Annotated in this window: 15 protein-coding genes; 9 read left to right on the top strand and 6 right to left on the bottom strand. The window is 61.7% G+C overall.

What is annotated here, in order from left to right:
- The first annotated feature begins 238 nt into the window (after nucleotides 1-238).
- Nucleotides 239-514: a DUF1830 domain-containing protein gene (locus NW851_RS09520; protein WP_414338064.1), complete on the top strand. Its 276-nt coding sequence runs from the start codon at nucleotides 239-241 to the stop codon at nucleotides 512-514.
- A gap of 6 nt (nucleotides 515-520) precedes the next feature.
- Here the strand turns inward: NW851_RS09520 and NW851_RS09515 are convergent, their stop codons facing one another.
- Nucleotides 521-784: a hypothetical protein gene (locus NW851_RS09515; protein WP_414338062.1), complete on the bottom strand. Its 264-nt coding sequence runs from the start codon at nucleotides 782-784 to the stop codon at nucleotides 521-523.
- Nucleotides 785-937: 153 nt separating this feature from the next.
- Here NW851_RS09515 and NW851_RS09510 point away from each other — a divergent pair, with 153 nt between their 5' ends.
- The gene (locus NW851_RS09510; RefSeq protein ID WP_414334399.1) at nucleotides 938-1,546 is read left to right on the top strand and encodes a peroxiredoxin; all 609 of its coding nucleotides are present in this window, start codon (nucleotides 938-940) and stop codon (nucleotides 1,544-1,546) included.
- A gap of 257 nt (nucleotides 1,547-1,803) precedes the next feature.
- On the opposite strand, the gene NW851_RS09505 is transcribed toward NW851_RS09510, so the two are convergent.
- Nucleotides 1,804-2,238, bottom strand: a complete 435-nt coding sequence (locus NW851_RS09505; RefSeq protein WP_414334398.1) for a photosystem I reaction center subunit II PsaD — start codon at nucleotides 2,236-2,238, stop codon at nucleotides 1,804-1,806.
- Nucleotides 2,239-2,460: 222 nt separating this feature from the next.
- Between NW851_RS09505 and NW851_RS09500 the strand changes: the two genes are divergently transcribed.
- Nucleotides 2,461-3,345 carry an arginase family protein gene (locus NW851_RS09500; protein ID WP_414334396.1) on the top strand — a complete coding sequence of 295 codons (885 nt, stop codon included), beginning with the start codon at nucleotides 2,461-2,463 and terminating at the stop codon, nucleotides 3,343-3,345.
- Between the two features lie 76 nt (nucleotides 3,346-3,421).
- On the opposite strand, the gene NW851_RS09495 is transcribed toward NW851_RS09500, so the two are convergent.
- Complete coding sequence (locus tag NW851_RS09495; RefSeq protein WP_414334394.1) at nucleotides 3,422-3,742, bottom strand: hypothetical protein; 321 nt, start codon at nucleotides 3,740-3,742, stop codon at nucleotides 3,422-3,424.
- A gap of 510 nt (nucleotides 3,743-4,252) precedes the next feature.
- On the opposite strand from NW851_RS09495, the gene NW851_RS09490 reads away from it, so the two are divergent.
- Both NW851_RS09490 and NW851_RS09485 read left to right on the top strand, forming a co-directional pair.
- Entirely contained in the window at nucleotides 4,253-4,753 is a 501-nt protein-coding gene (locus NW851_RS09490) for a cytochrome c oxidase assembly factor Coa1 family protein (protein ID WP_414338059.1), read from the top strand.
- Nucleotides 4,754-4,833: 80 nt separating this feature from the next.
- A complete protein-coding gene (locus tag NW851_RS09485) occupies nucleotides 4,834-6,354 on the top strand; it encodes a YcjF family protein (RefSeq protein ID WP_414338057.1) in 1,521 nt (506 codons plus the stop codon).
- Here NW851_RS09485 and NW851_RS09480 read toward each other — a convergent pair.
- Nucleotides 6,351-6,674, bottom strand: a complete 324-nt coding sequence (locus tag NW851_RS09480) for a hypothetical protein (protein WP_414334389.1) — start codon at nucleotides 6,672-6,674, stop codon at nucleotides 6,351-6,353. The two genes, NW851_RS09485 and NW851_RS09480, sit on opposite strands and share 4 nt — an antisense overlap.
- Before the next feature lie 182 nt (nucleotides 6,675-6,856).
- Here NW851_RS09480 and rpsN point away from each other — a divergent pair, with 182 nt between their 5' ends.
- The 4 genes from rpsN to NW851_RS09460 all read left to right on the top strand — a co-directional run bounded on the left by rpsN (nucleotide 6,857) and on the right by NW851_RS09460 (nucleotide 9,654).
- A complete protein-coding gene (gene rpsN, locus NW851_RS09475) occupies nucleotides 6,857-7,162 on the top strand; it encodes a 30S ribosomal protein S14 (protein WP_414334387.1) in 306 nt (101 codons plus the stop codon).
- Between the two features lie 59 nt (nucleotides 7,163-7,221).
- Nucleotides 7,222-7,854 carry a ribonuclease D gene (locus tag NW851_RS09470; protein WP_414334385.1) on the top strand — a complete coding sequence of 211 codons (633 nt, stop codon included), beginning with the start codon at nucleotides 7,222-7,224 and terminating at the stop codon, nucleotides 7,852-7,854.
- A gap of 99 nt (nucleotides 7,855-7,953) precedes the next feature.
- Nucleotides 7,954-8,814: an ABC transporter ATP-binding protein gene (locus NW851_RS09465; RefSeq protein ID WP_414334383.1), complete on the top strand. Its 861-nt coding sequence runs from the start codon at nucleotides 7,954-7,956 to the stop codon at nucleotides 8,812-8,814.
- 66 nt (nucleotides 8,815-8,880) lie between these two features.
- Nucleotides 8,881-9,654, top strand: a complete 774-nt coding sequence (locus NW851_RS09460; protein WP_414338052.1) for an ABC transporter permease — start codon at nucleotides 8,881-8,883, stop codon at nucleotides 9,652-9,654.
- Between the two features lie 33 nt (nucleotides 9,655-9,687).
- Here NW851_RS09460 and ald read toward each other — a convergent pair whose 3' ends face one another.
- Nucleotides 9,688-10,776, bottom strand: coding sequence for an alanine dehydrogenase (ald, locus tag NW851_RS09455; protein WP_414334380.1), 1,089 nt, complete (start codon nucleotides 10,774-10,776; stop codon nucleotides 9,688-9,690).
- A gap of 176 nt (nucleotides 10,777-10,952) precedes the next feature.
- Nucleotides 10,953-12,089 (bottom strand): LptF/LptG family permease, encoded by a 1,137-nt coding sequence (locus NW851_RS09450; protein ID WP_414338049.1) that lies wholly within the window; start codon nucleotides 12,087-12,089, stop codon nucleotides 10,953-10,955.
- Between the last annotated feature and the right edge of the window lie 205 nt (nucleotides 12,090-12,294).

Raw genomic sequence — 12,294 nt, 5'->3', positions numbered from 1 at the left:
TCGGAACGGTGAAGGCCAACTTAAGGATATCTTCAGACTCTGCTCCTCAGTTTACCAGGGTAGGCTTCTTCTCAGGATCCCGTTCTCTCAACCCCAATAATCTGAGAGAACAAATCCCCCAAAGTCAAGCAGAAAGAGCGATCCCCGTCTTGGCCGTTGGCTATTGTCGGCTGGGGATCAAGGGTGATAGCCTGGCTTAAAGCCAATAAGTTTTTCTTAAGGACATTAAAAAAACGCGATGAGAAGATACGTTTTCGTCAACCGTTCCCGGCAGGTTCAGGTGATCCGAACGATCCCCGGCCACTGGGAGCGTACCCTCTTCCCCGGCCAGTATGCCATTTTCGAGGCGGAGCCCGACGACTACCTAGAAGTGTATAGCTGCTGCTGCTCCACCACCCTTTTGGAAGAGCGCCGCCCCTGCCACTCGCTCTTGGATTCTTCGCTGCCTGAGGCCGATCCCCACTCCTGGCTGCCCCCCCACCTGGGCAGCTTGGCAGATGCAGTGAACGGATAAAGTGAATCAGCTTGGGGATCCCAGATCCTGAGGCCGATTCCCGATTTTGGTCAGCTTGGCAGAAGGGGCATCGGGGGGACGGGTCAGGCAACTGCCCCGTGCGGCGTCGCGGAAGGTGTCGATGCCTTCTATGCAATTGTGATAGCCACAATAGGGGCAATAGAGGCGATCCCCCGGCTGCGGCTCCACGTCAGCCTGGCTCCACCACCGCCGGCAGCGGTCACAGCAAAAGTGGTAGAGAAACTCCAGCGCCACCCTCATGGCAACCATCTCCCTGCCCTGGTAGAGTCCAGCGACGAGAAAGAAGGGGGATACCCTAGATCGCGGCGCTCCAGCTTAGCCGACCAGCAAGACAAAGTCATTATGAGTATGGTATGTTAGGTTTGGTTTACATTTGTACTTTACTGTAAGGAGCGTCGACTAATGTCTCAGGAAGGATGTCTGCGGGTGGGGCAGCCCGCTCCCGATTTTTCGGCCACTGCCGTTTACGACATGGAGTTTAAGACGGTGAGGCTTTCCGACTACCGGGGTAAGAAGTACGTGGTGCTGTTCTTCTACCCCCTGGACTTCACCTTCGTCTGCCCAACGGAGATCACGGCTTTTAGCGATCGCTACGACGAGTTTGCCAAGCTGGACACGGAGATCCTCGGCGTCTCGGTGGATAGCGAGTACTCTCACCTGGCCTGGATTCAGACCGACCGCAAAGCCGGCGGGGTGGGCGAGCTGAGGTATCCGCTGGTCTCCGACCTCAAGAAAGAGATCAGCGCCGCCTACAATGTCCTAGATCCGGCGGCAGGGGTGGCTTTGCGCGGCCTGTTCATTATCGACAAGGAAGGGATCATCCAGCATGCCACCATCAACAACCTGGCCTTTGGCCGCAGCGTGGATGAAACCCTGCGCACCCTGCAGGCCATCCAGTACGTGCAAGCTCACCCCGATGAAGTTTGCCCGGCCAACTGGCAGCCCGGCCAGAGAACGATGAACCCCGACCCGGTGAAATCCAAGGAGTTCTTCGCGGCGGTTGCCAAGTAGGCTTGCCCAGGCCCTGTCAGGGTGCAGGTACAGCTCCAGCTTTGCTGGAGCTTTTTTGGCCAAAGGCAGCCCGACAAAAGATCCGACTCTTCCCAACATGACCTTCCGCCTCCTCTCTCCCTCGGGGAGAGGGGCCGGGGGTGAGGGCTAACAGCGCCGAACCCTTTCAAACCCGTTGCCAGCAGAGACGAATAAACTAAAGATCCCCTGAGCTGGCCAGGGGATCCGACAAGACAGAAAGACAAAGGCCGCCGGAATTAGTCCCAGGGCTTCCCGTCGGTGAATTTGTAGGTAACCGGCTCTTTGTTCTTGCCGATGTTGTGATCCACCTTGCCGACGGGCTGGCGCCCCTCGTTGACCTTCTCGGGAAAGACGCCATCTTTGGGATGCACCAGCTCCGGCTGTCCACCCGCCGGGATGCGGAAGATCTGGTAGTCCTTGATCTTGAACTCCGAGATCAACTGGGCGCCGAGAGCCAAGCACTGCTCCTTGCGGGCGAAGGTGAGATAGTTTTTGCCCTCCACCATCTCGGCAGCGCCGCCGGTGGGCATTTCAAACACCTGCCCCGGCTTGCCCGTCCAGGTGATCACGTATTTTTCTTCGGTTTCGGCTGCGCTCAACAGCCCTCCGGTGGATCCGCCAAACAGAGGCAGCTTCGCCCCCTGACGGGGATCGCCTTCCATCACAGCCATAGCCTACCTTCTCGTTGTTGTTTGCGTTGTCGGGCCGCGCTTGGAGTTGCGGCGCGGAGCACTTTGAATCTACCATCGGCCCAATTTTTGACCCCAGATCTGCCGGCGAACTGTAATTTTTCGTAGCAGATCCAGATCCGACGCCGGCGGATCCCGGCTTACCCTGTGAGCCACTATAGAAGCAGGCCGCAGAGCTCTACCTTTGCAACAGGAACGACGTCCATGGCCCAGTGGTCCCTCCATCCCAGTTCGCAATCCAACGCCAGGGTCATTCTCATCCCCACTGCTTTTGGCCACGATACGCAGGCGCCGCTGGCCATTCTCAACGCTGGCGCCGAACTGTGTGCCTTCGAGCCTAGGTTGGGGATCGATGTGGATAAGCTGGCGGTGGCGCAGTTGCCGGGGCTGGTGGATGAGCCGCCCTACGGCATGTGTGAGGCGGCAGTGACGCAGGCTTGGCGACGACAACAGTGGCCGGTGTTGTTGCCTTCGGTCTTGGCAGCCAGTTGGGGGGCCATTCGTGCCCTTTGGAAGCACCACCCGGCCCTGAGTGTAGTGCATTGCAGTGCCCATGCCAACCTGATGCCTCCCGCAGAGATGACCCAGCCGGAGCAAGATATGGGCTATGGCAACGCCGCTTGGGTGGAGCGGCTCTACCAGCACAAGCTGCCGGTGGTGCATGTAGGGCTGCGCAGCGGCAGTGCCCGCGCCTACGCCTGGCTCAAAAAACACTCCAGCCCGATCTTCTGGGCCCAGGATGGCTGGGATCCGCAGCAGGTGGTGGAGGCTTTGCCGGAGCAGCCGGTGTTTTTGGTGGTGGACTGCAGTGTGCTGGATCCCTCTCTGGCGCCGGCGGTGCATTACCCAGAGCCGGGGGGGCTGGGCTGGTTGCGACTGTTACAAACCTGTGAGGCCATCTTCGCCGCTCGCCCGGTGGTCGGCCTTTCCCTGGGAGGGGTGGCGGTGGGATCGGCGACGCGGCCAACCGCCCGCGTGGTGGCCCGTCTGCTCAATTGGCTGCTGGCCTGCTACGGCCTCTACTCCCTGAAGCTGGATCCCGACCCCGCTATGCTCGAACGGCTGGAAAATAGATCGCGAACCTTTTGAGCCCAGCTTATGAAGTCTTTATCCGCATTCCTCTCGACCCTGACCCTACAGGTACAAGGCGGGGTTCCTGCGGTTTCTAGCTGACCTTGGGGTTAGGCTGAGGCACCAGCTTCGGCCCAGAAGCTTGGGGCTGTGCGTCCTCGGCTCTGTCCGGCACCGGGCGCAGGGGTGGGCCGAAGCGGCCAACGACTATGGTGTTGTGCAAGGCCGGGATCTGGCGGATGGATCCCTGGCGTAGGCAGCGGTGCAGGCGGCGCAGCAGGAAGAGGTCGGCCTCGGAGCACTCATCTCGGAACAGCCTCACGTTGAGCTCGTGTTCCTGAGCAGCGGTGAGCAGACCGGTGATCATAGCGGTTTGAATGATCTGCTGCACGGTCATGGTTGTCGCTTCGTTCATAGATTCATGCTGCTAAATCGAGATTTTTTGCTGCTCTTATTCTCGATAAATCCCTCTGATATTGACTCCGCCAAATAGCGGATTCGAGAATGGGGGCTTTCGAGGTGTTCATTGACTGCTGATTCATAAGGACTCCGTCCCGCTGATGCGACCAGATCCCATCCGAGGAAAAAGCCTAGAATCTTTGTGGTGCAAGCTTTTCTCGGCTAATCGGGAGCAAAGCCAGCAACTTGATACGTAGGGATCCAACCTTCGCTGCAGTGCGGAATTAGACTCAACAATGGGTTGCTTGAACTTGCCAAAGAGTGGCCGATTCCATGATTTTCCGAGCTGTTGTTTGAAGCTACAAACAGATGTCTGTAGCAATACGGAACTGGGAAGCGTCGCTCGTTACCGACAAATGGCGTAGGCTTGATTGGCCTTTTATCTGGGCTTTGTGGGACAGGAAGGCAACCAGGATGAGCGGCAACTTTGTGTTAGTGTAGGGGCACTCTGCGGTGGCGGTTGGCCATGTCGGAAAGTCCCCAACAAGTTGGCTGTGCTGTCCCGCTGGGCTGCTGCGGCTGTGGTTGTCTGGGCCTCCTGGCGGTGCTGGGCTTGGGGCTGGCGGGGGCAGGGATCCTGGTTTGGAATGGGATCCGCGCTTCGGGAGCCTATCGCACCTACCAGTTGGCGGTGGAGCAGCTCGAACAGAATGCGGTGGTGGTGGAGCAGCTAGGGGATCCCCTGCGTCCGGGCTGGCCCTCGCGGCTGCGCTTTCAGGAGGATGAGCAAGCCGGCTGGGCCTGTCTGTCCTTTTTGATCACGGGATCCCGGCGCACCGGCGAGGTGGCTGTGGAGTCGGAGCGGGGGGTGGCCGGTAAGGACTCCGTCCCGCTGACGCGAACAGCCTGGCAGTTGCGCCATCTGCAGGTGAAGGTGGATGGGGAGCCGCAGGCCATTCGGGTCATCGAGGGGGGATCCCGGTGTGAAGGGGAAGAGCCGCCCCTACAGCCTGAGGGCGAGATCTGAGTAGTCGGACAAGGGCAGCCACGGCTAGAGTCAAAAGGACTCCGTTCCGCTGACGCGAACGGTTGTGGCCCTGGATCCCTATGCGATCGGTTCCCTATCTGCGCTTGCTGCTGCTGTTGGCGCTGCTGGCCTCGTTCACGGGCTTGATTGTCTGGCTGATCCAATCGTTTTTGGATCTGTACTACGCCACCCGCTACCACCCGATTTTGGGGGGGCTGTTGATCGGGGTGCTGGTGTTGCTGCTGCTGGTGTTTTTGGCCGCTTCCATCTACTACTTGTTTCTGTTCCGCCCCGCCCCTAAAACCGAGAGGCTTCCCAGGCCGGCCCCCCCGGAGACCCCTGCCGAGAAGTGGGAGGCAGCGCGGCGCAACCTGGCGCACCTAGAAGCTCAGATGGCGCAGATCCAGGATCAGGTGGCGCGGGCAGCGCTGGCGGAGCGGTCAGCTCGGCTGGCCCAACAGTTGGCCCAGCCCCAACTGCAGGTGGTGGTCTTCGGCACCGGATCGGCGGGCAAAACCTCGCTGGTGAACGCGCTGCTGGGGCGGCGGGTGGGGGCGGTGGGGGCAACGCTGGGCACCACGCAGACGGTGGCGGTTTACGATTGGGACTTGCCCGGGATCCCCCACCCGGTGCAGATCGTGGACTGCCCGGGCATTTTGGAGATCGGGCCGGCAGGGGCGATGCGGGAAGAGGAGGCGCAGGCCCAGGCCCAGGCCGCCGAGCTGCTGTTGGTGGTGGTGGATGGGGATCTGCGCCAGTCGGAGGTGGATCCCTTGCGCCGGTTGATCGCCCTGGGCAAGCGGGCTCTGCTGGTGCTCAACAAAATCGACCGTTACACCTCGGAAGAACGGCAGCTCCTCTTGCAGCGCCTGCGGGAACGGGTTTACCCCCTGATCCAACCGGAAGATGTGCTGCTGGCTGCTGCTGACCCGGCCCCCGTGCGGCTGGGATCCCAAACCTGGCAACCGGAGCCCGAGGTGGCGGCGGTGCGGGATCGCGTCCAGGCGGTGCTCTACGCCGAAGGGGGATCCCTGGCCTTGGACAATGCCCTGCTGCAATCGCAGCAGTTGGGGGAAGAGGCCAAGCGGATCATCCAGGCGCAGTTGCGCCGCCAGGCGGAGGAGGTGATCGATCGCTTTCAGTGGATCGTGACCGGCGTCGTGTTTGTCAACCCCATCCCGGCGCTGGATCTGCTGGCCATTGCCGCCATCAACGCCCAGATGGTGGTGGAGCTGGGATCCCTCTACGGCTGCCAGATGAACCTGCAGCAGGGGCGGGAACTGGCCCTGTCCCTGGCCAAGACCCTGGCTGGCCTGGGGCTGGTGGAAGGGGCGATCCAACTGACCACCGGGCTCCTGGCTACGGTGGCTGAGGTGAGCGTGGTCGGTTTTTTGGCGACAGCCCCCATCCAGGCGGCCAGCGCCGGCTATCTCACCCGCATTGCCGGCAAAAGCTTCATCGAGTATTTCCAGCGCAACCAAAGCTGGGGGGAAGGGGGGATGCAGGCGGTGGTCAGGGCCCAGGTGGAGAGCACCCAAAAAGCGGGCTGGCTCAAGGAGTTTGTCCGCCAGGCCTCAGAACGGGTTTTTCGCCTGCGCTAGTCCCTGTTGGCGGCCTCGACAGCAATATCCGTCGGCAGGAAGGTCAGCTCCATCTGCGCCACATAGTCGGCGTAGCTCAGGGCGGGCACATCATCCCATTCCGCCAGGCCATGCATGCACTTCGACCATTGAATAAAAGTGGCCGGATAGATATAAGCCAAGCTGGGATCCTGCAAAACCTCTTTGGGCAGCGGCGGAGCCGACTTGAGCACCGCCAACAAAGCCGGGGGCTTGTGGAGGATCACGCGGGTGGCCTCGATCTGCTCTGGGGAAACCTTGAACTTGGCGGCGACAAACGAGATCACTTTGGAAAGGGTCATCACCCACCACCAACCTTGCCTACAGAAAGAGATTGCCCCCAAGCCAAGAGGCTGGCCTCAGGGATCCTACGGAGCCCAAGCAAGGGGAGCAGCGAGGATGGCCGGCTTTGGGATCCCCTTGCCTGAGGGGAGGACTTCTCGCTATTCTAGATAAGCTGAAAAATTGGAAAAACAGGTGAGCCGTGGCTAAAAAGAGCATGATCGAGCGGGAGAAAAAGCGCCAGCGCTTGGTCGAAAAATATCGGGAGAAGCGCCAACAACTAAAGGCGGCCATGGCCGATCCCAACATCGACCAGGTCACCCGCATGGAGCTGCATGCTCAACTGCAAAAACTCCCTCGGGCCAGCTCGCCCACCCGCCTGCGCAACCGCTGCTGGAAAACCGGGCGTCCCCGCGGCTATTTCCGGGATTTCGGGCTCTGCCGCAACAGCTTGCGGGAAATGGCCCACCGCGGCCTGCTGCCGGGCGTGGTCAAGTCGAGCTGGTAGTTTGCCTAAGCCGCCGTTGCTTGGTTCTACAGCCAAACCATTCTTTTGAGGGAGCCGGCGTGGGCCTGCAGCCTTTTCAGCTTTGTGATGAAGATCTCGCTCTAGAGGTTGTGGAGGCATTGGCCGGCGAATCCCAGTTGGCCGTGGATACCGAAACGATGGGCTTGATCCCGCAGCGGGACAGGCTCTGCGTCGTGCAAATAGCTAACGCTGCCGGCGAGGTGGTGCTGCTGCGGCTCAGCCGCGGCGTGAAGCAGGCCCCCCGTTTGGCGCGGCTGCTGACGGATCCCAACATCGAAAAGATCTTCCACTACGCCCGTTTTGACTTGGCCATGCTGCGCTACCACCTGGGGATCCAGGCCTGGCCAGTCTTTTGCACCAAGGTAGCCAGCAAGCTGGCCCGCACCTACACCAGTAAGCACAGCCTGAAGGACGTGGTGAGCGAGCTGTGCGGGGTGGAGCTAAACAAAGCCGCCCAAAGCTCCGACTGGGGAGCTGTCCAGTCCCTCTCGCCGGAGCAGTTGGACTATGCGGCCAACGATGTCCGCTATTTGATCCCGGTGCGCCACAAGTTGGCCCAGATGTTGCAGCGGGAGGAGCGCTGGGAGCTGGCGCAGCGCTGTTTTCAACACCTGCCCACCTTGGTGGAGCTGGATCTGCTGGGATATAGCAACGTCTTCGAGCACCAGTAGGCGGCAGCCCCGAAGAACCGGCCTTGCTGCTGGACGGCAGAGTATTGGGCAATACAGTTGGTTGCTCTCCTCTCTGGTGTAATGGGAAGGAGGCTGGCCGTGAAAACCACCGGAGTTGAGTCGATGTTGGAGTCGCAGCAGGTGGCCCAGAGCAGTGTCTCTCTTGGGCTCTTGGACAAGCCTATCCTGGAGCTGCGCCACGTCTCCCTGCAGTACCCCGGCAAGGGATCCCCGGTCACGATCATCCGCGACCTCAGCTTTTCGGTGGCCCACTCGGAGTTTGTCTCGATTGTGGGGCCGAGCGGCTGCGGCAAGACGTCTCTGTTGAAGATGATAGCCGGCCTCAACACCAACCACGGCGGCACCCTTTACTTTCGGTTGCAGCCCGTCACCGGCCCCCTCAAGAGGGTGGGCATGGCCTTCCAAAATCCGGTGCTGCTGCCCTGGCGCACTACCTTACAGAACGTGTTGCTGCCTCTGGAAGTGGTAGAGCCCTACAAGCGCACCTTCCGGCAAAACCTGGCTCAGCACAAAAAGTCGGCGCTGGAGCTGTTGGCCGCCGTGGGCTTGGATGGTTTCCAAAAAGCCTATCCTTGGCAGCTTTCCGGGGGGATGCGGCAGCGGGTTGCCCTCTGTCGAGCTTTGATCCACCAGCCGGAGCTGTTGTTGCTGGATGAGCCCTTTGCCGCCCTGGATGCCTTCACCCGCGAGGAGATGTGGGAGATGTTGCAGCGGCTGTGGCTGCGCACCGGCTGCACGACTATTCTCATCACTCACGATCTGCGGGAGGCGGTTTTCCTCTCCGATACCATTTATGTCATGGGGTCGCGGCCTAGCGAGATTGTCTTTACCCTCAAGGTGGATCTGCCCCGCCCGCGCCCGTTGGAGATCTGCCTGACGGACGAGTTTCACCACTTGGTTGCGGAAGTGCGCAAGCACATAAGGACTCCGTCCCGCTGACGCGAACGGCGCAGCAGCTAACCAAAGTTTTCTCGATAGATCGCCATAGATCGCCGCGCAACCCAGATGAAGAACTCCTTTGACCGATTTCTCCAGACGAAAGCGGCCTCGCTGCTCCTGCCGGTGGTCACCCTGCTGCTGACCCTTGGCCTTTGGGAGGCAGGGGTGCGGCTGTTGCAGGTTCCCCGCTTTGTTTTGCCTGCGCCCAGCGCGATCTGGCAGTCGATGCAGGAGTGGGACGAGGTGATCCTGGGGCACTCGCTGTTTACCCTCAGCTCAACCCTGCTGGCTTTTGGGCTGGCTTTGGTGGGCGGGATCTTGCTGGGATCCCTTATCGGCAGCTCCCGCCTGGCCCATCTGTGTCTGTACCCACTGCTGGTGGGGTTTAATACCATCCCCAAGGTGGCCCTGGTGCCGCTGCTGGCGATTTGGTTTGGCCTGGGCATGATCCCGGCGGTGATTACAGCTTTTTTGCTGGCCTTTTTCCCCATTGCCGTGAATGTGGCGGTAGGCCTGGAGACGGTGGAGCCAGAAATGCGCGATGTGCTGCGCTCCCTGGGGGCCAGCGGTTGGGAAATCTTCCTCAAGGTGGGGCTTCCCCACAGCTTGCCCTATCTGTTTGCCTCGCTGAAGGTGGCCATTTCGCTGGCCTTTGTCGGCGCGGTGATCGCGGAGACGGTGGCCTCTAACCGCGGGCTGGGCTACCTGATTGTGTCCGCCAGCTCTTCTTTTGATGTGCCCTTGGCCTTTGCCGGCTTGGTTGCCCTCGGCCTCATGGGTGTTCTGCTCTACTCTTTTTTCGCCGCTCTGGAGCGCTACCTCTTGGCCTGGCGGCAGTAGCGGGAGGGATCCCGACGGGAAAGCTGGCCCAAGCTAGCTCAAGTCGGGAAAGGTGGCCCGCACCGCCGGGTGGATGAGCTTTCCGCCCCGGATGTTGAGCCCCTTGGCCAGGCCCGGATCCTGCTCCAGGGCGGCGCTCAAGCCAAGGTTGGCCAACTTGAGGACGTAGGGGAGGGTGGCGTTGACCAGCGCCTGGGTCGAAGTCCAGGGGACGGCCCCCGGCATGTTGGGAACCCCGTAGTGCAAGACTCCGTGGGCTTCGTAAACCGGCTGGGCATGGGTGGTGACCTTGGTGGTGGCGATGCACCCCCCCTGATCCACGGCCACATCCACGATCAAAGAGCGGGGCCGCATCTGGGCCACCAGCTCTTCCTTCACCAAAACCGGGGCGCGGCTGCCCGGCACCAACACTGCTCCCACCACCAGGTCGGCCTCGCGGACGCACTCCTCGATGCTCTGGGCGGTGCTGTAGAGCAGCTCCACCCGCGACCCGAAGATCAGCTCCAGCTCGTTGAGGCGCTGCAGGTTGATGTCCAGAATCTGCACCCGCGCCCCCAGCCCGACGGCCATCTTGGCCGCCTCCGTGCCCACCGTGCCCCCGCCCAGGATCACCACCCGCCCCGGCGGCACCCCTGGGATCCCGCCCAGCAACACGCCTCGCCCCCCCTGCTGACGGGTGAGGTAGTGGGCGCCAAATTGCACCGACAGCCGCCCGGCAATCATGCTCATGGGCATCAAGAGGGGCAGGGATCCGTCGGGCAGCTCCACCGTCTCGTAGGCCAGGCAGGTGGCCCCCGAACGCAGCAGGGCCTGGGTCAGCTCGCGGCTGGCCGCCAGGTGCAAGTAGGTAAACAGGATGAGATCCGGATGGAGCAAGGGATACTCGGCGGGCAGGGGCTCTTTGACCTTCACCACCAACTGCTGCCGGTAGATCTCCTCCGGTGTGGCGGCCAGCTTGGCCCCCGCTTTTTGGTAGTCTTCGTCGCTAAAGCCCGCCCCCTGGCCGGCTTGGGTCTCCACCCACACCTGGTGCCCCTGCTCGGTCAGGGCCCGCACCGCCGCCGGCGTCAGGCCGACGCGAAACTCCTGCTCTTTGATCTCTTTGGGCACGCCAATGCGCATAGGGATCCCCACAGGGCTGTTCTCCAGTCTAGACAGACCGGCGCTGGGATGGGATCCCTGGCCTGCGCAGACCGGCCAAAATCCCTACCTTTTCCCCGCAAGGGGACGGAAACTGTGTTGAAGGGATCCGGTGGATCCCTGGCTAGGTTGGGGGTTGCTCCGCCCGGAAGGGATCCCTAGCGCAGGAAGCGGGCCAAGAGCAGCAGGCCGAGGCTACCGAAGAGGAGGTTGAAGCTCCAGGCTGCTGCCCAGGGAGGAAGGGCTCCTGCTTCTCCCAGGCTGCGAGATACGCTCAGCACCACGTAGTAGGCAAACACCAACAGGATCCCGAAGACGACGCCGCCATAGCGGCCCACACGGCGAGCGGTGCTGGATCCCAGGGGAAGGGAAATCAGCACGGCAAAAAAGCTGGCCAGGGGCAGGGAAAAGCGCATGTGGAACTCGGTGCGCAAGGGCTGGGTATTGAGGTTGGAGCGGGCCAGGCGGGAGATGCGCTCCGCCAGCTCCGGTAGGCTGAGCTCGTTGGGGGGAACTGGCGGCTGCAACAGGGCGGCCAGATCTTGGGAGACCGCCAGCGGCTTGCGGTCGAAGGGCTCTTCGGCCAGGCTGAGGCCATCGGGGCCGTAGCGGTGGGTCACTCCTTCGCTGAGGGTCCAGTCCAGGCCATTCCACACCGCCTGGGCCGCCAGCGTCACTTCCGCCAACCGGTACTTGCCCCCCGGCAAGGGATCCACCCGCAGGATAGTGACATCCTGCATGGTATTCAGCCGCGGATCCACCTGGCGGATGAAAAACCAGAGGTTGTCTAAGGACTCCGTCCCGCCAACGCGAGCGGTCTTGAAAAAGACGTCGTATTGCACCGGGCTTGTAGCTTGGGCCAGGAGCGCCTGCTGGTCAATGCGGCGGATTTCCCGTTTGCTGGCCGGCAAGAGCACGTTGCTGATCAAAAAAGCGCTCAGGCTCATGAGCAGCCCCACCAGCAACAGGGGACGAAAGATGCGCGTAAACGGGATCCCGGCTGCCCGCATGGCGGTAATCTCGCTGTTGCCGCTCAGCTTGCCCAAGGTGAGCATGGTGGCAAAAAAAGCAGCGATGGGCATGCCCAGCACCACCATCTCCGGCAGATCCAACATCAAGAGCCGCAACACCGTCAGGGGCGGCACGGATCCCTCGACCAGCCGCTCGGCCAGGGTAAAAAGCCGGCCCGCCAAAAGCAGCAGGGTTCCCCCAGCTATACCGGCCAAAAGGGGGGTGAGCATCTGTCCAAAGAGGTAGCGCTCCAGCAGACAGAACTTGGTGAACAAGCGGGCCATGGGCAAAAGTTGAGGGATTAGGGCTATTTCAAGCTAGCGTGAACGGTTCTCCGGCAGGCCCTCACCCCCGGCCCCTCTCCCAGAGGGAGCATTCCCTCACCCCCGGCCCCTCTCCCAGAGGGAGCATTCCCTCACCCCCGGCCCCTCTCCCAGAGGGACTGCCCTCACCCCCGATCCCTCTCCCAGAGGGACTGCCCTCACCCCC

Origin of the sequence: Synechococcus sp. H55.7 (assembly GCF_047462395.1) — a bacterium.
Classification (GTDB): Bacteria; Cyanobacteriota; Cyanobacteriia; order Thermostichales; family Thermostichaceae; genus Thermostichus.
Note: the sequence above shows the minus strand (reverse complement) of the source record. Positions and strands in the feature narration are given on the sequence as shown.